Here is a 21,808-nt window from a genome sequence, read left to right as displayed (position 1 = left end):
TCAAAACTCCGGAGGGTGTTCGCTGATGGCAAAGCGTGAAGCCCTCATTCCCCAGTCTGATGCAACGCGTCTGTTCAAGGCTGCAAGGGCTGCCGGGTATTCGCGCGCGCGCCTGATCAGGCACCCGGACGGGCGCATTGAAGTCGTTGGGGAGGATTCTCTGGACATCGCGGCAGCGGCCGAGATGTCGCCTTTCGAGAAGTGGAAGGCCGAAAATGCGCGCTAGGTTGAAGGGAATAAACCCCGTCAAGCGCACGCTGGCGAGCGGCAAGGAGGTCATCTACTACTACCACCGCGCTACCGGCTCGCGTCTACATGGTGAACCGGGCTCGCCGGAGTTTCTGGCCTCCATTGCCGCTGCCGAAGCAAAATCCCGCACTCGGTCACACGGAACGTTGTCCGGCGTGATTCGGGAATTCGAGGCGACCGCGAAATGGCGTAAACTGGCCGAGAGCACACGCACAGAATACCGGCGCGTCATGACCTTCTGGGAAGACCTCTACGGCACCTGTCCGCATGTGGCGCTTGAAGACAAGGCGTTCCGCCGCGACGTGCTCAAGTGGCACGACGAGTATTCAGCGAATCATCCGCGTGAGGCCGACAACCGAGTGACCATCCTTGCCCGCATCCTTTCGTGGGCCGCGAAGGATGGGCCCCTTGACCGCAACGTGCTCGACAGCTTCGACCGCGCCTATCAGGGCGACCGTTCGGACAAGATTTGGCTGCCGGAGCACGTCGAGGCATTCATGGCGATTGCCGAGCCGGAAATGAAGCTTGCGCTAGTTCTAGCGCTTCACACAGGACAGCGGCAGGGCGATATTCTCCGGTTGGCCTGGTCGAACTACAGCGGCACGCATTTGTCGCTGCGGCAAGGCAAGAGCCAGCGGGCCGACAAGCCCGGACGCCTCGTGACCATCCGCTGCACGAAGGCTCTCAAGGCCACGCTGGACGGACTGGATAAGCGTTCGACACTGATCCTGACCACAAAGACCGGCCGCGCCTTCAAGAAGCGATACTTTGCTGACCAGTGGGAAAAGACCTGCAAGGCGGCAGGTATCGAGGATCTACACTTCCATGACATTCGCGGCACGACCGTGACGATGCTGTTTCAGGCTGGCTGCAACCTCGGTGAGATCGTCTCCATCACCGGCCATTCACTGCGCCGGGCGCAGGAGATTTTGGACAAGTATCTCGCTCGCACGAGTACCATGGCCGACAATGCCATCGCCAAACTTGAGAACGTACTGGAAACGGATTTTGCAAAACGGTCTGCAAAACAGGAGGGTGCGAAACATGCTAAGTAGTGGCGCGCCACGCCGGGCGATGATGATAACTACGTCTACGCTATAGCCCTCTAAAGCCCCTCTTTCGGGGAAAGCTGATCGGCGGCGGTCTTACGACTGGAGGGTGGCGTCTGGCATAAATTTAGGTGACCTGGATATGTGCTTACAAACATCCAGGGACGATGCGTCGGGCTACATCTGCTTCGGCAGAAAATCGGTCGAGGTAGTCGAGGGCCGCGTTGCGCCTTGCACCGATGTGGTGCAAGGTGGTGCAAAGGCAAATCACTTTAGAGCCGCTATGCAAAACGCACCACATGTCCACGATGACAAGTCGGCCCATCGCCTGTCAGTCAGCCTGACAGCGGAGCAGCATAGGGAGCTAAACGAGATAGCCCGCAAGAATCGAGTATCAGTAGCATGGGTCGTCCGCGAAGCGGTTGACCGTCTCCTCAAGGAAGACATGCCTCTGCTTCATATGGGGAAAGAATGACTTCCGCTCGCACCACCAAACCCCGCGCTCCTAAATCAAAGGTTGCCGCCTCTACAGTGTCACCGCGCGGTCGCTTTGCTGACCTAGACAAAGACAAGTTGCGAGGTGGCTACTACACGTCTGCACAGGTCGCAGCGTGGCTTTGTGAATGGGCGATCCAGTCTGCTGATGACACCGTACTGGAGCCGAGCTGTGGTGATGGCGCTTTCTTGGAAGCAGCCGCCCAGAGACTTTTGTCGTTGGGCGTGACACCTGCGAAGATTCCACATCACCTCACCGGTGTTGAGATCGTCACCGCAGAAGCGCGCGCGGCGACGGAACGCCTGCGCCCCGATCTCGGAAAAGCCGCGGACAAAATCGTTTGCAACTCGGATTTCTTCGGTTGGTGGCAGGGAACCGATCAACCCGCTTTCGACGTGATCGTGGGCAATCCTCCCTTTATTCGTTATCAGTCTTTCCCCGAACCGCACCGCGCCCGCGCCATGGCGATCATGGGCGATCAGGGGCTGAAACCGAACCGTCTGACCAACATCTGGGTGCCGTTCGTCGTTGCGGCGACGGCCAGCCTAAAACCGGGTGGCCGCTTGGCGCTCGTCCTGCCGGCGGAAATTCTACAAGTCACCTATGCTGCTCAACTCCGGTCGTACCTGACAGATCATTTCGAGCGTATCGACGTTATCGCCTGCAACGAGCTGTTCTTTGAGAACGCTGAACAGGAGGTTGTGCTGCTGCTGGCAGATGGCGCACTGGCCGCCGCAACCGAAGACAACACCTGCCGGGTCGCGCTGACGGCGGCGGAGACGGTGGCCGACATCACCGACATCCGGCCCGCCCTGCTGCTCGATCGGGCCGAACCGAAGATCATTTGCCATGACAGTGAGAAGTGGCTGAAATACTTCCTAGACAACCGGCAGATTTCTTTCATGCGTGAGCTACGCGATGCGGAAATCACCTCCTCCATGTCCACACACGCAAGTATCGACGTGGGCGTGGTCACGGGTAAGAATGAGTTTTTCGTACTTTCAACTGATCAGGTCAAAGACTTCGGCCTTGAAGGCTACACGACACCTTTAGTGTCGCGTTCCGTGCAGCTCAAAGGAAGCCAGCTCGGCAAGGCCGATTGGATATCCCTTGCCGCCGATGGAAACCGCGTGCATCTGCTCAATATCAGCGCGGCACAGGCCAGCGAATTGAGTGCTAAGTTACGGCAATACATTGAGGATGGCGAACGGAAGGAGTTCCACAAGGGATACAAATGCTCAATCCGCAAACCGTGGTATCTGGTACCTTCTGTTTGGGTGCCGGATGGCTTTGCCTTCCGGCAAATTTATGACTTTCCGCGCATGGTGTTGAATGCTTCAGGGGCGACCTCCACCGACACAATCCACCGGATGCGCAGCCATGGTGCGAAGCCGGAGCGGGTGATCGCCAATACCTATACATGGCTTACAGCCGCTTCGGCCGAGATCGAGGGGCGTAGCTATGGCGGCGGCGTATTAGAGCTGGAGCCGACCGAAGCCGAGCGGCTATTGATGCCGGCGAAGCTCAACGGCGCCATGCCACTTAAAGACGTCGATCAACTTGTCCGCGCCGGACGTTTGGACGCGGTGCTTGAGGAAAACGCGAAAATTATCTTACGCGAGCATATGGGCCTGAGCGCCGCAGACTGCGACCTTCTGAAAAGCGTTTGGACACAGATGAGGGACCGTCGCAATTCGCGCCGGCGCGGTACGCGGAAACAGGCGATATGACCGGTCCAGACCTGAAGGCAGCCGCGCGCGCTCGGGTCGGCGAGCTGGTTCAGAGCTTCAGGCGCAACGAAGCAGACTATCTGCGCGCCGTCTATAACGAGACGCAGGCCCGCACCGACTTCATCACGCCATTACTCGCGGCGTTCGGATGGGACGTGCACAATGCGGCTGGCCAGCCTCTTGGCCTGCGGGAAGTCATTGAAGAGGCCACGGTTGAGGTTGGCGAAGAGCGGCTCTCCAAGAAGCCGGACTATGAACTGCGCCTTGCCCGCCAACGCAAGCTGTTCGTCGAAGCCAAAAAGCCGAGCATCCATATCGACCGCAACCGGGACGCGGCGTTTCAGACGCGGCGTTACGGATATTCCGCCAGCCTGCCGATCGCGGTGCTGACCAACTTCCATCAACTTGCGGTCTATGACTGTAAGCCCAAGCCCGACCTGACCGACGAAGCGAATGTCGCGCGCATTCTGCTGGTGCGCTACGACGAGCTCGAGGCTCGCTTTGACGAGCTGTGGCCGCTGCTCTCCCGCGCGGCGGTCTATTCGGGTGATTTCGACCGGCGTTTCTCCGTCGATGTGACGCGCCATGGGGCGGAACAGTTCGACGATTTCTTCCTCCGCCAGGTGCGTTCGTGGCGCGAGCGGCTGGCGCAGGACATTCACTGCAACACGCCCGGCCTCTCGCCGGAAGAACTTACCTATGCGGTGCAGCTTTTTCTTTTGCGGATCGTATTCCTGCGCATCTGTGAAGACCGCGACATTGAACGCTATGAAACCCTGCGCGACCTCGCTGCCGGCGACGGCAGTTTCAATGCCTTACTGGCGGAGCTGCGGCGAGCGGATGCCTTCTACGATTCCGGCCTGTTCCGGCTTCTCGATGACGCCCGGCTGGGCGTCCGCGTAAGCGATGATGTGCTGAGCGGGATCATCAACGAGCTATATTATCCGCAGAGTCCATATACCTTCGCCGTGGTCGAAACCGAAGTGCTTGGTGAAATTTACGAGCAGTTCCTGGGCGAGATCATCACGATCGACGCTGCCGGCGCGGTCGAGATCTCCAGCAAGCCGGAAGTCCGGGAAAGCGGTGGCGTGGTGCCGACGCCCCGCTACATCGTTGACGCCATCGTTCAGCGCACGCTTGGCCCGCGCCTCGCCGGCAAGGCCCCGACCGATCTGGCGGTGTTCACGGTTGCCGACATTTGCTGCGGCTCCGGCATCTTCCTGCTCTCGGTGTTCGAGTTCCTGACCGACCATTATCTGGCTTGGTATCAGGCCAACGACCGCGCGGCGCATGTCGGTCGGACGATCTACGAAGCCGGGGCAGGACTGTGGCGGCTCACCTTCGAGGAAAAGCGCCGCATTCTGCTTGCCCATGTCCGAGGCGTGGACATTGATGCCAATGCCGTAGAGGTGGCCCGCTTCAGCCTTCTCCTGAAGCTGATCGAGGACGAAGGCGCGGCCGGTCTCCGCGATTACGTTGGGCGCACTGGCACGCCGGCCCTTCCGGAGCTGGACGGAACGCTGCGGGCGGGCAACAGCCTCGTCAGTCAAGCGGAATGGACGGCCGCGCGGGGTGCGCTGCCGGCCCAGTTGCTGGAGAAGGTCAACCCATTCTCGTGGGCCGACGAGTTCCCCGCCGAAACGGCGCGGGGCGGGTTTGACGTGATCGTGGGGAACCCGCCCTATATCCGCATCCAGAACATGCAGGCGTATTCCCCGGAAGAAGCCGCTTTCTATCAAAACGCCGCCTCGCCCTACACGACAGCGCGGCAGGACAATTTCGACAAGTATGCGCTGTTTATCGAGCGGTCCTTGTCTCTTGTCCGACCGGACGGGCGGCTTGGCGTCATCATCCCGCACAAATTCATGACGATTCAGGCAGGGCGTGCGCTCCGCCATCTAGTGACGGCCAACCATATCCTTGAAGAGATCGTGCATTTCGGCGTGCAGCAGGTCTTCGGGCGGCAGGCGGCGAATTACACCTGCCTGCTGATCCTCGACCGGCAGGGCAAGGCCGATGTGATGGTGGAGCGCGTCGAGGCTCTGGAGCCGTGGCGCTACGGGACGCCGGGCCCCCGGAATGTGCTGCCGGCGGCCGAACTGACGGATGATCCTTGGCAGTTCGCGGACGACGACACGCGCGCGCTGTTCGCGCGTGTGCGGGCGGCCTGCGGCCGCGAGCTGGGGAACGCGGCGGAAATCTTCGTCGGCGTCCAGACCAGCGCCGATCCGATCTATATTTTCCGCGCGGCGGCCGAGACGGCCGACACGGTAACGCTACGATGGGACGGCAGGGACTGGCCGATCGAGCGCGGCATTCTCCGGCCCTGCCTGCATGATGCCAAGCTCTATCCCTTTACACGGGCCGAAGCGAACGCATGGATGATCTTCCCTTATGAGATCGTCCATGCTGCCCGCACCACGGCCCGGCTGATCCAACCGGCAGACATGGCGCGGCGCTTCCCCGTGTGCTTCGCGTATCTGACGGCGCGGAAGGCCGAACTGGAGCGCCGCAATGTCGTCGGCGGCACCGCCGCCGATCGGCAATTCTACCAATTTGGCCGCTCCCAAAGCCTGACGAAGTTCGACAGCCCGAAGATCATCCTTCCCATTCTCTCGCTCGAAGCCCGCTATGCTTACGACGAAAGCAACATCATGATGACTGGCGGCGGGAACGGCCCGTATTACATGATCCGCCCGCAGGACGGCGCACCGGAAAGCAATTTCTTCCTGCTGGCGGTGCTGCATCATCCCCTGAGCGAAGCGATGGTCAGGACGCACACAAGCCCCTTCCGGGGCGGTTACTATTCTCACGGCAAGCAGTTCATCGAGCATCTGCCGATTCCGCCGGCGACGCTGGTGCAGCGCACCGAGATTGAAACGCTGGTTCGTCAGCTGATCGACGCCAACGATGCCATACTGGCGGCACGCACACCGCGCCAGAAAACGCTCCATGAGCGCAACGCGGTCGCGCTGCGCGAACGTATTGAAGCCCGTGTCAGCGCGTTGTTTTTACTGTCGGCGACAGATATGGCTCTGGCCAAGGCAGTGCCTGTACCTTCATGATTACAAATCAGCCGTTTCGAGATTGCCCCCGCAGGCATTCGATAGCCGACGCGATGGCCGCATCATCCGGTTTGGCAGATCCCCATTCCTTCCAGAAATCCCGCGTAGCGCTATCGGGTGCCACTTTGGGCATATCGAGCTTGATCCGCGTTGGTAGAAGAACCGCATCACCCAACAACAGCGCCTCACCCGTATCAAGTAACGGCAAAATGCTCGTCAGCCCCGCCAGCGAATCCGGCATCAGGCGCTTGATGACGCCCTGATCGGTTTCATTCGTCAGGCGCAGAGCCAAGAAATTATTGCACTGGCTCAGGATCGTCCGGCTGACATCCGACGGGCGCTGACTCACCACCAACAACGAGAAGCCATATTTACGGCCTTCCTTGGCGATTCGCTCGAATGAGCCGAGGGCTTGACGCTGGACCGCGTCAGCGTCATCGCGAACCGGAAGATAAAGATGCGCCTCGTCGCAGAGCAGCGTAACCGGCGTCCGGGTCTTCCCGCTCATCCAGAACTGAACATCATAAAGTAGCCTCGCCAGCGTCCCCGTCACCACGGGGAGTACGTCGGCGGGCACTTCGGAGAAGTCGATAACCTTGATGCCTGTGTCATCGCCAGATTGCAGCAGTTTGAGCATCTGCGCTGAAAGCCAGTCGTATTTCATCGCAGCAGGTGGCGGTGCGAACATGAAACCGTAGCGACGATCGTCCAGCTTTGCTTCGAGGCGCGACAGGAACCGCGTCAGCTTGTCCTCCCATTCCCCCTTCACCGGTCCAGTCTTACCAACGCCTTTTGTGGTGTTGTCTGTGTTCAGAAGCCCGACCAATTGTTTCACATCGTAGGGTATCGGTGAATCGACGGTGTATGTTTTCTTGATGTTTGCCTTACCCTCGGCGTCGAGGGTCTGTCCTTTTAGAGAGCGGACATGCAGAGTGAACCGTGACGCCTGATTGGGGGCGTTCTGGTCGCTGCGATCGAGGATCATCGACAGCATTTCATCGCGATTAAGCAGCCAGTACGGCAGGAATAGCGTGTCGTCGCCCGGATTTTCCAGATCGCCGGGACCAGCAATGCGGAAGCGCGTGGCAAATCCTCCATTCGCTTTGTCCGCCAAGGGGGCATATTCGCCATGCATGTCGAACACGATGATGTTCGGAAATTTTAGCTTCGCGGCCCGTTCAAGGATCAGCGCAACCGCCCAGCTTTTACCTGATCCAGTACTACCGAGAATTGCTGCGTGGCGCTGGAAGAACTTGTCGCCACTGGCAATCGCGTCGGCCGTGCGATCCGCGACGAACGTGCCGAGCTTGAGCCTTTCATCGGCGGAGAAACCGGCTCCGAGGATGCCCATGAAGCGTTGAAGGTTCCCGCCTTCGATGACGAAGCAGTCTCTATCGATTTGCGGAAAGCTATCGGCACCGCGCTTGAAGGTATTCCTACGATCACCCTCCACCGTTCTGAATGTCCCAATCAACACGCCTTGGATCAGGTCGGTCGGCACCGCCGCCAAAAGCCCGCCATCGGCATCTTCATCGTCCGGGCCGGGCAATTCCTCCCTGACGCTGCGGGTGACGCGCTCGGTCATGGCGATGAGATATTCGCGCTCCGTCGCGCCGCGAATGGCGATGAGCTGTCCGATGCCGATCCGCGTGAGCAGAACGGAGTTCGTCACATCGATCGCAACACGGCTGGTATCGACCGACGCGACGCGTCCGATTTTATCCTCGTCAGCAAATTGGAGAGCGGCTTCAGTCATGGTTCAAGCACCTCTGCAACGAATGAGCCCAGATCCCACAGGTCTAGACCGGGAAAGAATGTCTCGACGCCGGCGACAAAGACGCCAGAGCCGGAAACGCCTGCTTGTTCGGCGCGCTGAATCGCGATGACATTGCCGCACTCGTTTACGAGCTTCACGGCGTTATCCGAGAGTCCGTAGGTCAAAAGGAGCGTGGGCACGCCACTGCGGATACGGGGCGTAAGGTGAGTTTCCAGGTGATCGTCGTTAAAGCCATAGCCGATCACGAGAAAGCGGCTGGCACGGTCGATCGCCGAATTTGCCCGTTCCCGATGGCGGTCGAACGGACTTTCGTAGCCGTTGCGAAACTTGTTCAACCCCGGCGTGATGATGAGCCGCGGTAGATCGAGATCGCCAGAGTAGCGTACGGGCTTCCCGTCGCGGTGATACCAATCGAGACTGCCATGAGGTTTGAAGATATTGGCGCGCGGACGATAACGATATTGTGCTCGTCCGCCTTTCAGCGTCACCTCCCGGCAGAAGCTCAAGCGGCTTTCCTGCTCGTTCAACTCACCTGCAAAATGGCCGACGAACAACGTATCGACGCCGAGGCCTGCTTCTTCCACGGCGACCTCAACCAAACGATCATAGTTGGTGGTAACGACCGGAAGCCCCGTATGAGGTTTTAACAAGTGCTTGACAAGCCCGGTAAAACGAAGCGTGCGGGTCCGCGAGAAAACTCCAGCAACGATTTGGCGCTCACGCATAGCGATCAGTTCAGCCGTGCGCGCAACGATTGCGACTTCCAGTCCTGTCGTCGGTGGCACTTCCAGTAGAGCCGCTTCGAGGCCCTTGGTCGGCAGAAGCGGTGAAATGTCGTTCCACCGATCTACCTCCGCTGCCGCCAAGCCTGCTGTCACAGTCGCATCGAGATGGGTAGCTAATTCGCCCATACCCGGCAGCCCTTCCGCACATGACAGACCCGAGCCGACAACCGTTACTAGGCCGTCTGTAAGATGCTGTTGCAACAGCAGTTTAAGCTCATGAATGTCCAAGCGCGCCCTCTCGCCAGTCTCTTTGGGGACCGATTCGGTTAGTATGGCTGATGATCAATTCCTAAGCGATACCAACGATATCGCGACATAATAACAAAAACGGCGATCAGGATGCTCGGATTCTAGGTTCAGCGGCTTTGCACATCCTGGTCCAGCTTTCTGCCCGCCTCCCGCTACAGCTCACACCGGGCGAGTTGCTTGGGGTGCTGCCCCCCGCGCGGCGCAAGGGATCGCTAACGCTCGGCCGGGACGGTCTCCCCAGCCTTCCTCCACATCGTTCCTCCGTTTCGTGCAGGCCGGGTGATCCCCCTCCGTCCCGGCCGCCCCTGCGCCTTGCACCCCCCAGTCTCGGCGACGGCCAGAAGATCAGGCGCGGCGTTCCGCTTCGCTGACCTTCAGACCCGAGGATCAGAGACATGACCAACATATCCGACAGCAATCTCCGCATCTATGTCGCCTGCCTTGCCGCCTACAACAATGGCTATCTGCATGGGGCTTGGATCGACGCGGATCAGGACGTCGACCAGATCAGGGACCAGATTGCCGCGATGCTTGCCCGTTCACCTGCCACGGAGGCGGAGGAATACGCCATTCACGACTATGAGGGCTTCGAGGGCGTCAGCATCTCCGAGTATGCCGGCATCGACAGCGTGGCGCGGATGGCCGCTGTAATCGCAGAGCATGGCGCACTCGGCGCGGGCCTATTGGAGCAGTTCAGCGGCGACATAGACCAAGCCGAAACCGCCTTGCAGGACTGCTATCATGGTCAGTTTGCCAGTCTCGCCGATTATATGGAGGAACTGACCAACGAGAGCATCACTATTCCCGAGGCGCTGCGCTACTATGTCGATTGGCAGGCGATGGCGCACGACGCCGAGTTGAGCGGCGACCTTTTCACCATCGAAACCGGGCACGGCGAGGTGCATGTGTTTTCCAGCAGATGAGAACATGACTGCCTGTCCGTGCTCATAGGGACAGGCATCGCGGAATCACCGGCTGTCGCCAAGCCAAAAACACCAAAAATGATCGGCTTAGCCGCTCAAGGTATCTGCTTTGAGCGGCTTCTATATTTCCAGTGACCCTTGAACCTCTTTTCGCCGGGCGCTGCCCAGCATCCCGGCTTGGGGAGGTGACGCCATGCTCAGCATCGATTGGCGATCTCCGGCGGCATACGGGCATACAAAGCACATCCCTGCCGCTGGTTTCGCTTGGGAATATTTGCGCCGCAACGATGAATATCGTCAGGACTGCCAAACCATCGCATTGACCGGAGGGACGGCCACCCGCGACCTCGAAGCATTCGGGCATCGCTGGGGTTTGCGATTTCCCGTGCGATCCCGACGCGCCGCATGACCAGCAATCGCCCATCTGGAGTCCGCGCCTTCAACCGCAAGCCGTGATGTTGTCGCCGCTCGACCACAAGAACGACGACACCGAACCCATACTGACGTTGGCGCATCTCGAAGGTCTCGACCTGCGCCGCGCCGCCGATGGCTGGCACGGCATCTGGCAGGTGGATGGCGTCGCGCATCAATTCTGGCTGCCCGAGGCCGCGCCGGACGCCGCCGGCTTCTATGCCGTCACCCTGCCGATGGATTCCTTTCTTGAGTTGCGCGCGCACGCCGCACGCCGTCTTTGGCGGTCCCTCAACGGCCGCGCGCCCGGTCCCGACTTTCGTGCCGTTCCCGCCCAGCTACGGCAATGGCATATTCTGTCCCTGCGCGCGCTTGACGCCCGGCTGCGAGGTGAGAGCTATCGCACCATCGCCAAAGTCCTGCTCGGCTTTCGCGGCACCAAGGAAGACTTTGAGAACGATCGGCGCAAGAACAAGGCCCGCCGCCTGGTCGCGCACGGTATCAAGATGATGCGCGGCGGCTATCGCTTGCTGCTTCATTACCCGATCAAGCCCGGCAAACGTTGATCGTGCGAGTGTTGTCCTCACGCCTTGTTGGCTGCCGCCTGCTCCAGAATCTTGCGATAGCCTTCACGCGATAGCCATTGCGCGCGTTGGAGATGGCTTTGCCAGCAACGGCGGGTGCGAAATTCATCGGCTGCCGGATCGCGGTGCAGCACGATCCGGGCGACTTCCTTCCAGTCTGCGCCCTCAGCCTTCGCATCGAGAAGACGCAGATAGGTGACGTAGTGGCGTTCGTCATAGGCGGTTATGGCGTCGCCGGCTGGTGCTTCGTCATCCACATCGGGATCGAGTTCGACGGGAACCCGCATGGTCATTCCCCGTATCCGGGAGAGCTTTGTCTGCGGTGCGCCCCCGCAAACGATTCTCTCTGACTCTTGGTGATCGGGGAGTTCGAAACCGTCACGAAACGGCCCCATGGCCTTTAGCTCGGAAAGCCTGTTGTATACGCCACAGGCTCCCCGACCATAGGTCAAGGAGTTGGTGCCGTTCTGGCCAGCACCAGCCATTCGTGAGGGGTTTCGACGCCCCAGAGCAGCGCGTCTGCTCCACTCACATTCTTAGACGAACTGCTTGCGAATGTCTTCGCCTATTCAGCGCGACAGGCAACGAGCCGCTGAAATCCCTCATCTATTGGCCTCGCACCGCCCCGAAGGGGGTGCCGCCAGCGCATAGGCGCAAATGCGGCACGCTACGCGCCGCCGATCCCTCGCCATGTTTCGCCACAGTCCGCTGCCGCCCCGGCAGCCCAATCCCGACTGGAGGTGATCCATGCTCAACCCGCTTGCGGGCCTGCCGCCGCGCCTGTTGCGCACCAAGGAAGCCGCACGCTTCCTCGGCATATCCATCCGTACCCTTGAGAAACATCGCACCTACGGCACCGGCCCGACCTATCGCAAGGTCGGCGGTCGCGTCCTCTACACCGTCCGCGATCTGGAAGACTGGAGCGCGGTCGGCGAACGCAAATCCACCCGCGACAAGACCGCCGGGACGGTCTTTCCCGCGCGTCCGCTTACGCCCGAAGAACGGGGCGACTGCTAGATGCTGCGCGAGGACGACCACGACCCCGCACAGCCGACCGAGGACAGCGAGCGCAGCCGCCTAGACCCCTTCGTGGTCGCAACCGGCGACGCGCCGCCGCGCGACCAGCGCGACTTGATGGAACGGCCGTTCTTCTCGCTGGCGAAGACCCCGCGCACCAAGCCGATTCTTTACAAGGCCGCCGACATAGAGGTGCAGGTGTTCGGGATGCCCGAGCACGGCATGGCGACCATATGGGACGCCGATGTGCTGATATGGGCGGCCTCGCAGATCGTTGCGGCCGAGAATGACGGCCTCGCTACATCGCGCTTCGTCCGGTTCACACCCTACCACCTGTTGCGCGCCATCGGGCGGCCGACCGGCAATCATCAATACCGGCTTTTGAAAGCCGCGCTGGCGCGGCTGCAATCGACCGTCATCGCCACCACCATCCGCAACGGCCCGCATTGGCGTCGCCGGCAGTTCTCATGGATCAACGAGTGGGAGGAAATGACGACGCGCGCCGGCCACGTCGAGGGCATGGAGTTCGTCCTGCCCGAATGGTTCTACAACAGCGTCATCGACCGTTCGCTGGTCCTGACCATCGACCCGGCCTACTTCCGCCTGACTGGCGGCATAGAGCGATGGCTTTACCGCGTCGCCAGAAAGCACGCCGGACACCAGCGCCATGGCTGGATTTTCGAGGTCGCGCACCTTCACCAGAAATCCGGCAGCCTCGCGCGGCCGTCCGACTTCGCGCTCGACCTGCGCCGGATCGCGGCCCGCCAGCAACTCCCCGGCTACCGCCTCCAGATCGAGCGGGAAGACGGCCGCGAGCTGCTGCGCATCCGCCCCGAAAACCTGTCAACAGGCACTGTTGATAACCCTGTTAAAGCCATCGGCAGATCAGGCGCACGGGGTATCGGCACATCAGGCGCACGACTATCGGCAGATCAGGCGCACGAACCGCAGCTAACGCTTTGGCCTGAAAAGCGGAATCCGACCGCTAACTTATCTAACAGAGAATCTAACTCTTTTTCTTTGACGCGCGCGCAGGCGAAGCGTGGTGCCGGTTCTGCCGGGAACGGCGAGCCATGACGCCTGCCGTTGACACACCGCACGCGCGCAATCCCCACCAGCACATCGCCGGAGACGCACAATGATCCGTCGCGCCCATCGCAGCGCGCACGGCCGTCCGCTGCCGGACGGGCCTGCGCCCTTCACCACATTGGTCGAGCTGACTTTCGAGACACGCCGCATCGAGCATTGGATCAGGTTCGGCCGCAAGAGCTACGAACAGATCATCGACCGCCGCCGCAGCGTCGTCGGCTTCGCGCCGGGCAGCGTCTTCGCCTTCGTCCGATGGGCGAACGGCGACCATGGCACTGTCGTTTCCCGCATCGACATTGTGCGGGCCATCGGCCGAGGCGAGCCGTTCCAGACATTGCCTTTCGTGCGCCCTGGCGGCGAAATCCTGTTGCGCCTCGATAGCTGGCCCAAGGTGCAGCGCGCGCTTGCAGCCATCGACGCCGTGGATGCGCTCGGCCTCGATCCGGCCGACGCTGCACCGGAACACTGGCGGCACGTCCACAACCGTTTGGCCGCCAATCTGGAGCCGCACGCCTACACGCCCGAGCGACATGCCGCGTGGCTTCACCGCCGAAGGATCGACCCATGACGCGCCGCCGCACCCTCACGGTGACGGCGCTCGCCGTCATCGGCATCGCCGCCGCAAGCGCGATCCAGACGCCGACGAAACTCATCTGGAACGCCACGGCCAGCGCGCCGGTCGGGTTCTACACCGTCGAGCCGGCCGACCGGATCGACGTGCCCGAGCTGGTCGCCATCATGCCGCCCGAACCGCTCGCCGCCTTCATGGCCGAGCGCGGCTATATCGCGCGCAGTGTCCCGCTGTTGAAGCGCGTCCTCGGCCTGCCGGGACAGCGGGTTTGCCGCGCCGGCCGCACGATCACGGTGAACGGGATCGAGATGGGCGAGGCGCTGGAGCGCGACAGCCTCGGCCGCGATCTCCCCATCTGGCAAGGCTGCCGTGTCATCGGCGACGGCCAGCTTTTCCTCATGAATTGGGAAGTCCGCGACAGCCTCGACGGCCGCTACTTCGGACTCACCCCCGCAGCTTCCGTCATCGGCCGGGCGGTCCCGCTTTGGACCGATGAGGAAGGCGTCGGCCGCTACAAGTGGCGCGCGCCGACGCACTGAAACCATCCCCGAAATCCAACCACAGGAGATTTCCCATGGCAGAAATAGGCACCTTCACCCGCACCGAAACCGGCTATGCCGGGGAGCTTCATTCGTTCGGCCTCCACGAAAAGCTGTTCATCGTCCCGGCCAAAGCGAGCGACGTGAAAAACGCGCCCGACTATCGCGTGCGTCTCGATAGCGAGGACGGCCCGGACGCCGGCCCCGCATGGAAAGACTCCAGCGAGAACGCTGGCGAGTTCGTGTCGATGCGATTGGAGGGGCCAATCTTCCCGTTCCCGATCCGCGCCAAGCTGTTCCAGTCCAACGATGATCCATCGGTCTGGACCCTGCGTTGGAAGCACGCCCGGAAGATCGAGGATGAGGAATGACGGCCGCGCGCGTCCGGCCCGCCACCCGGTCAAAGATCGGCATCCCTTTGTTCGCGGAAAAGCCGTCGCATCCCTTCGTCCCGCTCGGCGACCAGACGGCCGGCGCGCGCAGCGAAGGTCAGGGGCGGCCATCGGCCGGCGCTTGCGCCTTGCCCTTGACCGCAGCGAGCACGCTGGCAGGCTGGCGGCGAAGCGGAGACAGGCCGGCATGGCATTGTGCCATCCTGCTGCTGGCGGGGGCGCTTTCAGTCTGCATCGGATTGGGCGTCGCTGTCGCGCAGTCCGTGCCGGTCGAGCGCCCGGCCGCAGCCCATCCCTTTGCGGCGCACATCTCCGAGGCGTCGCAGCGTTTCGGCATCCCCGAGCACTGGATTCGCGCCGTGCTGCGCGCCGAGAGCGCGGGCGACGTGCGTGCGATTTCGTCGGCCGGGGCGATGGGATTGATGCAGGTCATGCCCGACACATGGGCGGGCCTGCGCGTCCGCCATGGCCTCGGCCGCGATCCCTACGACCCGCGCGACAATATCCTCGCAGGCACGGCCTACCTGCGCGAGATGTTCGACCGCTACGGCAATGTCGCGGCGATGCTTGCGGCCTATAACGCCGGCCCCGGCCGCTATGACGAGCACCGCGCGACGGGCCGCCCGCTTCCCGCCGAGACACGCGCCTATGTCGCCGCGCTTGCCCCGATCCTTGGCGGCGCGGCTCCATCGGATGCGCCGTTGCAACCACCGGCACCGCAGCCCGACTGGCGCGAGGCACCGCTGTTCGTCATGCGGCCGGACGACACGCGAGCTGCCGCCGCGCCCCCGTCCGTGGTGCAAACAGGCGACGGCCGCGCTGCCGTTCCGGCGCGCGACCACGCCCGTGCGGAGTCGCAGGACGGCAGCATTTTCGTGGCGAGCGCCAGCGATGGAGAAACGCCATGAGGGCGGCGTTCCCGCGCTCGGCGGCGCTGATTTCGGCATCCAGTCCGGCAGGTTTGCGCCCGGCTGGATTCCCGGCGGGAAGGGCAGAAAAGACAGAAAGGGCGGAGGGCAAGATTAAAGAAGACGGCACCATGTCGGGCCGCTTCTGGAAATTGTTGTTGTCTGCACACTGGTTAGGTTGCCGGTTCCGGCACCATGGTTTTGAGGGGCCGCGCGCCGCGATTTCGCGCAAAGCCTTGGCTTTGCAGGGTTTCGAGCGGCACCATAGGCCCATATCGGCCTGTTTTCGGGGGTTTTGGCTGGAGTCGCGCCCTTGAGCGCCGACGACGAAAACCGCTTCCGCCCGAAGCCCGGCCGCATCCGATCCGACACGCCGAAGGCCGGGAGACCCAAGAGCTTTTTCACGCAGGTCAAGAAGATCACCCGGCAGCATCAGGCGGCAACCTCCCGCGACCCTTCCATGCCGTCATCCACCCGCCCGTCATCGCCGGGGCGGTCCCGTGCCGTGGTCGCCAGCGGCAAGGGCGTGAAGCGCGGCCGAGGCGCGAGCTTCGTGCGCGCCCGCAACATCTCCGGCCAATGGCATCATCGCCAGCCCGGCAGCCGCCGCGTGATCGTCAAGCAGCGCAGCGTCCGGGCCGCGTGGAAGGGCGGACGCGCCCGCGCGCATCTGCGCTATGTGCAGCGCGACGGCACGTCACGCGACGGCGAGCGCGGCCGGCTCTATTCGGCAACCGAGGACCGCGCCGATGGCGACGCCTTCCTTGATCGCGGCAAGGACGACCGCCACCAATTCAGATTCATCGTCTCGCCCGAGGACGGCGCGGAGCTGTCGGACCTCACGGCCTACACCCGCGATTTCATGAAACAGGTGGAAGCGGACCTTGGCACGAAACTCGATTGGGTTGCCGTCAATCACTACAAAACCGGCCATCCCCATGTGCATATCGTCGTCAACGGCCGCGACGATACCGGCGGGGATCTAGTCATCAACGGCGACTATCTTTCGGCCGGCTTGCGCGAGCGCGCCAGCGAGCTTGCCAGTCTGGAACTCGGCCCCGTTACCGAGATCGAGCAGACCCGCAAGCTGTCCGCCGAAATCGACCAAGACCGTTTCACCCGCATCGACCGCGCCATGGCCGAGGAAGCCGATGCCCGTTTCCTCGACCTGCGCCATGAACCGGCAGAGCCAAGGCGGCAGTTCGAGCGGACGCTGCGTTTGCGCCGTCTCGGCAAGCTGGAGAAGATGGGGCTGGCGACCGAACACGCGCCCGCCGTTTGGGAATTGAGCAAGGACATGGAGCCGGCCCTGCGCGAGTTGGGCGAGCGCGGCGACATTATCCGCACCATGCAGAAGGCCCTCGGCCCGCAGGGCGGCGAACGCGATCCCATGAGTTTCCAAATCCATGACGGGGTGCCCGAGACGCCGATCTTTGGCCGCGTCATGGACAAACACCTATCTGACGAGCTGGGCGAGAACCTGACAATCGTAGTGGACGGGATCGACGGCCGCACGCACCACATCGCCGGCATCGCGCTCGAGCGGCTGGAGGATGCCCGCATTGGCGGCATCATCGAGATCGGCCCGGCCGAGGCGGCAGCCCGACCGTCCGACCGCGCCATCACGGCCATCGCCGAGGACGGCATCTATCGGCCGAGCCGCCATCTGGAGCAGGCGAAATTCGAGGGCCGCGTTCCGGGCGGCGACTATGAGGGCTATGTCGATGCCCATGTCCGCCGACTGGAGGCGCTGCGCCGGGCCGGGATCGTCGAGCGGATCGACACCGACCAATGGCGCATCCCCGATGATCTGGTCAGCCGCGCCGCCGTCTATGACGCCGGCCGCGACAGGCAGGCCAGCGTGCGCGTGCTTTCCCCGGTCGATCTGCAAAGGCAGATCGGTTCGGATGGCGCGACCTGGTTGGACCGGCGGCTGATCCATGGCGAAACGGCCGACCTTGCTCCGGTCGGTTTCGGCCAGCAGGTGCGCGACGCCATGGACCAGCGGCGCGAGCATCACATCGAACAGGGCGACGCCACCCGAGCGCGGAACGGCCGCATCTTCTACCGCCGCAGCCTTCTCGCCACCCTGCGCGAGCGCGAGGTTGCCCGCGTCGGCGCAGAGATGGCCGAGAGCAAGGGGCTGCCGTTCCGCGCCGCCACGGACGGCGAGAACGTCAGCGGCAAGTTCACCGGCACTGTGCAGCTATCAAGCGGCAAGTTCGCCGTGGTCGAGCAATCCCATGAATTTACGCTAGTCCCGTGGCGGCCGGTCATCGACCGCCAACTCGGCCGCGAGGTCATGGGCGTCGTGCAGGGCGGATCGGTGTCGTGGCAGTTGGGGCGGCAAAGGGGGTTGGGACTTTAGAGCACCTGAAACGGCGTTGCGACACCGACGCTATTCGGATAGGAGATAGATACTCGTATTGCCAAGTGTGGAGCTATCAGCATGGGAACCGCTAAGTCAGCAGACAAGTAAGCCGCAACAACAAACACTGTTGTTGCGGCGTTCTGTAAGACCAATCCCAATCTGATTGTTGACGAGCAGACGCCGCCCGGAATCCTTAATCGAGCGGTTTATTCGTCATGACTATCACACGCCCCGCGTGGGCCTATACGTTGCCGGCAGCCCTGCTGCTGATGGCTCCCTTCGACATCCTCGCGTCACTGGCGATGGATATTTATCTCCCCGTCGTTCCAGCGATGCCTGGCATCCTGAACACGACGCCATCCATGATCCAACTCACGTTGAGCCTCTACATGGTTATGCTCGGCGTGGGGCAGGTGATCTTTGGCCCAATGTCGGATCGCATCGGGCGACGGCCGATCTTGCTTGCGGGCGGGGCGCTTTTCATCGTTGCTTCTCTCGGAGCGGCATGGTCGTCAACGGCCGCAACCTTCGTCGCGTTTCGCTTGCTACAAGCGGTCGGCGCGTCGGCGGCGTTGGTGGCGACGTTCGCGACGGTTCGCGACGTTTATGCCAGCCGCCCCGAGGGTGTCGTCATCTACGGTCTTTTCAGTTCGATGCTGGCCTTCGTCCCCGCCCTTGGTCCCATCGCTGGAGCGTTGATCGGCGAGTTTTTCGGATGGCGAGCGATATTCGTCACGCTGGCCGCACTGGCTTTGCCCGCACTCTTGAATGCTGGTTTGAGGTGGCACGAAACCCGCCCGTTTGATGAAGCGAAGACTCGCCGGTCCGTTTTGCCTATCTTCGCCAGCCCGGCCTTTTGGGTTTACACGGTCGGCTTTAGCGCGGGCATGGGCACCTTCTTCGTCTTCTTCTCGACAGCCCCCCGTGTGCTCATAGGCCAAGCGGGCTATTCGGAGATCGGATTCAGCTTGGCCTTTGCCACTGTCGCGTTCGTCATGATCGTGACAACCCGTTTTGCGAAGTCCTTTGTCGCCAGATGGGGCATTGCGGGATGCGTAGCGCGCGGGATGACGTTGCTCGTTTGCGGGGCGGCTCTGTTGGGGATGGGTGAATTTTTCGGCTCGCCGTCATTCCTCAGCTTCATCCTGCCGATGTGGGTTATAGCGGTCGGAATTGTCTTCACAGTGTCCGTTACCGCCAACGGCGCACTTGCACAGTTTGATGACATCGCGGGATCAGCGGTCGCGTTCTACTTCTGCATCCAAAGCCTGATCGTCAGCATCGTCGGGACATTGGCGGTAACGCTAATAAACGGTGACACAGCATGGCCCGTGATCTGTTACGCGACGACGATGGCGGTGTTGGTATTGACGGGTCTGGTGCTACTTCGCTCCCGTAACGTTCCTGCCGAGAGATCGCCAGTCGCCTGACCGGCGAGCGGCAGGACGGCTAGAACCCATACAGCGCACTCGCCATCGCGGCCTTACGAATGGCGGTATCCTGTCTGGCAGGATACCGCTAATTATGCCCTGCGCCGGCGAGTCAGAGCCGGTCGCCTTCTCGGTTGTCTGAACTATCGTCATATCGCCACCGAGACGAAGCACGACTTTTCCAGCCCATTTCTGCAATGCCGCCAGCGTTCTTGCCGACCTCACTGGGGTCGCGCATAAGCCTTTAATCTATTGCGGATGAACGCAGCCGCTCGAAACCGGTGATGAGGCTGTCGAGTCCGAAGTTGAACGCAGCATCCATGCCATCTGTTTCCAACTCGTGGAACAGATCGTGCAGGAAGGACGACAGTGCTTGCTCGGACACATCTGGCCTGTCCGAGATTCGCTCATCGGTATCAGATGCCTGCTGTTCGAGAACGGAACCGACCACATAGTGACTGACCGCCCGGAGCGCCCAAACGGCGCGCTTCGGACCAAAACCCGCCGCGCAGAGAAAGCGTATTTGTGTCTCGGCAATGCCAAAATTTGGTTCTGTCGGTCGAGTGCCGGCATGGATACGAGCGCCATCGCGATAAGAGAGCAACGCCGTTCTGAAACTCTGGGCGTTCTCTTTCAGGAATAGCCGCCAGTCTTCGTTCTCTTCGGGTAGCGGGCGGGTGTGGCGTTCCGTCAGCATCGCCTCCGCAAGTGCGTCAAGCAGCGCGCGCTTGCTCTGAAAATGCCAGTAAAGCGCAGGCTGCTGAACCTTGAGGCGTTCAGCGAGCTTTCGCGTCGTCAGGTTGTCCATGCCAACCTCGTTCAGCAGCTCCAGCGCCGCAGCGATCACGGTGCCCTTGTCCAGTTTGGTCATTCACGTTCCTTCGCTAGTGCTTGACAATTTATCATCGATAAGTTCTATGTCCACATCCTTATCGTTGATAAAGTCGCTCGCGCTTGAGCGGCACTGGAGTTTCAGGTGCGCAGCTCTGCCATCATTGCCCTGCTGATCGTGGGTCTCGACGCCATGGGTCTCGGCCTCATCATGCCCGTCCTTCCGACGCTTCTGCGCGAGCTTGTGCCGGCGGAGCAGGTCGCTGGTCACTATGGTGCTTTGCTGTCGCTCTATGCGTTGATGCAGGTCATCTTCGCGCCCGTGCTTGGACAATTTTCAGATGCTTACGGTCGGCGTCCGGTGCTTCTGGCTTCTCTTGCGGGGGCCGCAGTCGATTACACGATTATGGCATTAGCGCCGGTCTTATGGGTTCTCTATATCGGCCGACTCGTTTCTGGCGTCACGGGAGCAACCGGGGCCGTAGCTGCCTCAACCATTGCCGATTCGACAGGGGAAGGTTCTCGCGCACGCTGGTTCGGCTACATGGGGGCCTGTTATGGAGCAGGCATGATTGCCGGGCCAGCACTTGGTGGCATGCTCGGTGGTATTTCTGCCCATGCTCCGTTTATCGCCGCTGCCCTTCTCAACGGCTTCGCGTTCCTGCTTGCCTGCCTCTTTCTCAAGGAGACTCATCACAGCCATGGCGGGACCGGAAAGCCGGTTCGCATCAAACCATTCGTTCTGTTCCGGCTGGATGATGCATTGCGCGGGCTAGCTGCGCTTTTCGCAGTTTTCTTCATTATTCAACTGATCGGCCAGGTGCCTGCGGCCCTATGGGTCATCTATGGCGAGGACCGTTTTCAGTGGAACACCACGACCGTTGGCTTGTCGCTCGCGGCGTTTGGAGCAACACATGCGATTTTTCAAGCGTTTGTTACCGGCCCTCTTTCAAGCCGACTTGGGGAACGGCGCACGCTGCTGTTTGGCATGGCTGCGGATGCGACTGGCTTCATTCTTCTGGCTTTTGTCACACAGGGATGGATGGTGTTTCCGGTTCTGTTGCTGCTTGCCGCCGGGGGGGTCGGCATGCCGGCCTTGCAGGCAATGCTTTCGAATAATGTCAGCAACAATAAGCAGGGAGCCTTGCAGGGAACGCTTACGAGCCTCACCAATTTAAGCGCCATCGCGGGACCGCTTAGCTTCACGGCACTCTATTCTGCCACCGCCGGAGCATGGAACGGTTGGGTTTGGGTTGTCGGTGCGTTTCTTTATGTAATGTGCTTGCCAATACTGCGCAGACCTTTCGCAACGTCACTGTGATTAAGTCACAGCGAGTTGGCA

Annotated in this window: 22 protein-coding genes; 18 read left to right on the top strand and 4 right to left on the bottom strand. The window is 61.5% G+C overall.

The window, feature by feature from the left end:
- Positions 1–25: 25 nt before the first annotated feature.
- The 5 genes from MIC97_RS13710 to MIC97_RS13690 all read left to right on the top strand — a co-directional run bounded on the left by MIC97_RS13710 (position 26) and on the right by MIC97_RS13690 (position 6,589).
- Positions 26–226 carry a transcription factor iiib subunit gene (locus MIC97_RS13710; RefSeq protein ID WP_239800460.1) on the top strand — a complete coding sequence of 67 codons (201 nt, stop codon included), beginning with the start codon at positions 26–28 and terminating at the stop codon, positions 224–226.
- On the top strand, positions 216–1,304 hold the full coding sequence (locus MIC97_RS13705) for a tyrosine-type recombinase/integrase (protein ID WP_239800459.1): 1,089 nt from the start codon (positions 216–218) through the stop codon (positions 1,302–1,304). The genes MIC97_RS13710 and MIC97_RS13705 overlap by 11 nt, the downstream gene beginning before the upstream one ends.
- Positions 1,305–1,440: 136 nt before the next feature.
- Positions 1,441–1,773: a ribbon-helix-helix domain-containing protein gene (locus MIC97_RS25225; RefSeq protein ID WP_308206226.1), complete on the top strand. Its 333-nt coding sequence runs from the start codon at positions 1,441–1,443 to the stop codon at positions 1,771–1,773.
- A complete protein-coding gene (locus tag MIC97_RS13695; RefSeq protein ID WP_066809405.1) occupies positions 1,770–3,524 on the top strand; it encodes an N-6 DNA methylase in 1,755 nt (584 codons plus the stop codon). Before MIC97_RS25225 ends, MIC97_RS13695 begins: the two co-directional genes overlap by 4 nt.
- The gene (locus MIC97_RS13690; protein ID WP_021696255.1) at positions 3,521–6,589 is read left to right on the top strand and encodes an N-6 DNA methylase; all 3,069 of its coding nucleotides are present in this window, start codon (positions 3,521–3,523) and stop codon (positions 6,587–6,589) included. The genes MIC97_RS13695 and MIC97_RS13690 overlap by 4 nt, the downstream gene beginning before the upstream one ends.
- A gap of 7 nt (positions 6,590–6,596) precedes the next feature.
- Here the strand turns inward: MIC97_RS13690 and MIC97_RS13685 are convergent, their stop codons facing one another.
- Positions 6,597–8,345 carry an ATP-binding protein gene (locus MIC97_RS13685; RefSeq protein WP_021696256.1) on the bottom strand — a complete coding sequence of 583 codons (1,749 nt, stop codon included), beginning with the start codon at positions 8,343–8,345 and terminating at the stop codon, positions 6,597–6,599.
- On the bottom strand, positions 8,342–9,379 hold the full coding sequence (locus MIC97_RS13680; protein WP_081703375.1) for an SIR2 family protein: 1,038 nt from the start codon (positions 9,377–9,379) through the stop codon (positions 8,342–8,344). The genes MIC97_RS13685 and MIC97_RS13680 overlap by 4 nt, the downstream gene beginning before the upstream one ends.
- 416 nt (positions 9,380–9,795) lie before the next feature.
- Between MIC97_RS13680 and MIC97_RS13675 the strand changes: the two genes are divergently transcribed.
- The 3 genes from MIC97_RS13675 (at position 9,796) to MIC97_RS13665 (ending at position 11,300) form a co-directional block, all read left to right on the top strand.
- Positions 9,796–10,323, top strand: a complete 528-nt coding sequence (locus MIC97_RS13675; RefSeq protein WP_239800458.1) for an antirestriction protein ArdA — start codon at positions 9,796–9,798, stop codon at positions 10,321–10,323.
- A 193-nt stretch (positions 10,324–10,516) separates the two neighbouring features.
- The gene (locus tag MIC97_RS13670) at positions 10,517–10,732 is read left to right on the top strand and encodes a DUF6499 domain-containing protein (protein ID WP_239800457.1); all 216 of its coding nucleotides are present in this window, start codon (positions 10,517–10,519) and stop codon (positions 10,730–10,732) included.
- A gap of 46 nt (positions 10,733–10,778) precedes the next feature.
- Positions 10,779–11,300 (top strand): DUF2285 domain-containing protein, encoded by a 522-nt coding sequence (locus tag MIC97_RS13665; RefSeq protein ID WP_239800456.1) that lies wholly within the window; start codon positions 10,779–10,781, stop codon positions 11,298–11,300.
- Positions 11,301–11,317: 17 nt separating this feature from the next.
- On the opposite strand, the gene MIC97_RS13660 is transcribed toward MIC97_RS13665, so the two are convergent.
- On the bottom strand, positions 11,318–11,605 hold the full coding sequence (locus tag MIC97_RS13660; protein ID WP_239801137.1) for a DUF2285 domain-containing protein: 288 nt from the start codon (positions 11,603–11,605) through the stop codon (positions 11,318–11,320).
- Between the two features lie 460 nt (positions 11,606–12,065).
- Here MIC97_RS13660 and MIC97_RS13655 point away from each other — a divergent pair, with 460 nt between their 5' ends.
- The 9 genes from MIC97_RS13655 to floR all read left to right on the top strand — a co-directional run bounded on the left by MIC97_RS13655 (position 12,066) and on the right by floR (position 19,635).
- Complete coding sequence (locus MIC97_RS13655; protein WP_239800455.1) at positions 12,066–12,335, top strand: helix-turn-helix domain-containing protein; 270 nt, start codon at positions 12,066–12,068, stop codon at positions 12,333–12,335.
- On the top strand, positions 12,336–13,412 hold the full coding sequence (locus MIC97_RS13650; protein ID WP_239800454.1) for a replication initiator protein A: 1,077 nt from the start codon (positions 12,336–12,338) through the stop codon (positions 13,410–13,412).
- A gap of 61 nt (positions 13,413–13,473) precedes the next feature.
- Positions 13,474–13,992 carry a DUF2840 domain-containing protein gene (locus MIC97_RS13645; RefSeq protein WP_239800453.1) on the top strand — a complete coding sequence of 173 codons (519 nt, stop codon included), beginning with the start codon at positions 13,474–13,476 and terminating at the stop codon, positions 13,990–13,992.
- Positions 13,989–14,534 (top strand): S26 family signal peptidase, encoded by a 546-nt coding sequence (locus MIC97_RS13640; RefSeq protein ID WP_239800452.1) that lies wholly within the window; start codon positions 13,989–13,991, stop codon positions 14,532–14,534. Before MIC97_RS13645 ends, MIC97_RS13640 begins: the two co-directional genes overlap by 4 nt.
- Positions 14,535–14,569: 35 nt before the next feature.
- Positions 14,570–14,905, top strand: coding sequence for a DUF736 domain-containing protein (locus MIC97_RS13635; protein WP_021696265.1), 336 nt, complete (start codon positions 14,570–14,572; stop codon positions 14,903–14,905).
- Entirely contained in the window at positions 14,902–15,834 is a 933-nt protein-coding gene (locus tag MIC97_RS13630) for a lytic transglycosylase domain-containing protein (protein WP_239800451.1), read from the top strand. Before MIC97_RS13635 ends, MIC97_RS13630 begins: the two co-directional genes overlap by 4 nt.
- Positions 15,831–16,151: a hypothetical protein gene (locus MIC97_RS13625; protein ID WP_239800450.1), complete on the top strand. Its 321-nt coding sequence runs from the start codon at positions 15,831–15,833 to the stop codon at positions 16,149–16,151. Before MIC97_RS13630 ends, MIC97_RS13625 begins: the two co-directional genes overlap by 4 nt.
- Before the next feature lie 143 nt (positions 16,152–16,294).
- Positions 16,295–18,202, top strand: coding sequence for a DUF3363 domain-containing protein (locus tag MIC97_RS25220; RefSeq protein ID WP_345773559.1), 1,908 nt, complete (start codon positions 16,295–16,297; stop codon positions 18,200–18,202).
- A gap of 218 nt (positions 18,203–18,420) precedes the next feature.
- Positions 18,421–19,635, top strand: a complete 1,215-nt coding sequence (gene floR / locus MIC97_RS13615; protein WP_239800449.1) for a chloramphenicol/florfenicol efflux MFS transporter FloR — start codon at positions 18,421–18,423, stop codon at positions 19,633–19,635.
- A gap of 244 nt (positions 19,636–19,879) precedes the next feature.
- On the opposite strand, the gene tetR is transcribed toward floR, so the two are convergent.
- On the bottom strand, positions 19,880–20,506 hold the full coding sequence (gene tetR / locus MIC97_RS13610; protein WP_185919779.1) for a tetracycline resistance transcriptional repressor TetR: 627 nt from the start codon (positions 20,504–20,506) through the stop codon (positions 19,880–19,882).
- A gap of 105 nt (positions 20,507–20,611) precedes the next feature.
- On the opposite strand from tetR, the gene tet(G) reads away from it, so the two are divergent.
- A complete protein-coding gene (gene tet(G) / locus MIC97_RS13605) occupies positions 20,612–21,787 on the top strand; it encodes a tetracycline efflux MFS transporter Tet(G) (protein WP_185919780.1) in 1,176 nt (391 codons plus the stop codon).
- Positions 21,788–21,808 lie beyond the last annotated feature (21 nt).

Origin of the sequence: Aquamicrobium sp. NLF2-7 (assembly GCF_022359935.1) — a bacterium.
Taxonomy (GTDB): Bacteria; Pseudomonadota; Alphaproteobacteria; order Rhizobiales; family Rhizobiaceae; genus Mesorhizobium; species Mesorhizobium lusatiense.
Note: the sequence above shows the minus strand (reverse complement) of the source record. Positions and strands in the feature narration are given on the sequence as shown.